At 66.6% G+C, this 1,268-nt stretch carries 1 protein-coding gene; it reads left to right on the top strand.

Annotation, left to right across the window (positions count from 1 at the left end):
- Window positions 1–1,268, top strand: a 1,268-nt coding sequence (locus tag GY769_22340) for an NAD(P)/FAD-dependent oxidoreductase (GenBank protein ID MCP4204658.1), incomplete at both ends; no start/stop codon positions are given.

Raw genomic sequence — 1,268 nt, 5'->3', positions numbered from 1 at the left:
GGCAACCTGCTGGCGAAGGCGGGGCTCGACGTCCTGCTGGTGGAGCAGCACTACGTGGCCGGCGGCTACTGCAGCACCTTCCGCCGCCGCGGCTACATCTTCGACGCGGCGACCCACTTCTACCCGCTGCTCGGCAACCCGGACACCATCACCGGCCAGCTGCTGAGAGACCTCGGCGTGACCACGGAATGGGTCAAGATGGACCCGGTCGACCAGTTCCACTTCCCCGACGGCTCCTTCTTCGCGGTGTCCGCCGACTACGACACCTACATGGCGGACCTCAAGCGGAGATTCCCCGCCGAGGCCGACGCCCTCGACTCCTTCTTTGCCGACGTGCGCCGCGTCTACTACTACGGCCTGCTCAATTACTTCCGGTGGCGAGACACGCCTCATCTCGATCCCTACCGCGACCTGACGCTGCGCCAGGCGCTCGACCGCCACATCCGCGACCGCAAGCTCAAGCCGCTGCTCGCCGCCGACGTCCCGCACTGGGGCTCGCCGCCGAGCCGCACCTCGTTCATCTTCGACTCGATGCTGCGGCTGTCGTACTTCCTGGGCAACTACTACCCGGTGGGCGGCTCGCAGGTCTTCGCCGACGACCTGTCGCAGCGGCTCGAAGAGCAGGGCGGGCACGTCCACCTGCGGACCCTGGCGAGGCGGATCCTCACCGAGGGCGGCCGGGTCCGCGGCGTCGAGATCGAGACCGGCCCGCCCAAGAAGCGGACCCGGCACACCATCCGCGCGGACCTGGTGATTCACAACGGCGACCTGCTGCGGGCCTGCGAGGAGATGTTCGATCCCTCCGAGATCGATCCGGCCTTCGTCGAAGATCTCCGGCAGCTGCGCCCGACCATGCCCTGCTTCCTCGCCCACATCGGCCTGCGCGACGTCTCGCACCAGCTGCTGAACGACATTTCGGGCTATTACTGGGAGAACTGGGACAGCGACGAGGTCGGCCGCAGCGCCCTCAGGTTCAAGGTCTTTTCACCGACACTCTTCGAGCCCCGCATGGCGCCTGAAGGAGGTCAGGTCGTCATCATCCAGCGGGTGCGGGAGATCGACTACGGGTCGATCGACGATTGGCCGGCCCACAAGGCGGCTTTCGAGAGGCACGCGCTTTCGAACCTCGAGCAGTTGATCCCCGGGCTGAAGGAGAAGATCGTGGTCATGACCAGTGCCTCGGCCAAGACCTCCTTCCGCTACACGCTGAACCGGCGGGGCGCCATGCTCGGATGGGAGATGTCGCCGGAACAGCTGGGGAAAGGGCG

It is taken from the genome of bacterium, assembly GCA_024224155.1.
GTDB lineage: Bacteria > Acidobacteriota > Thermoanaerobaculia > Multivoradales > JAHEKO01 > CALZIK01.
This window is presented reverse-complemented; position numbering and strand designations above follow the sequence as displayed.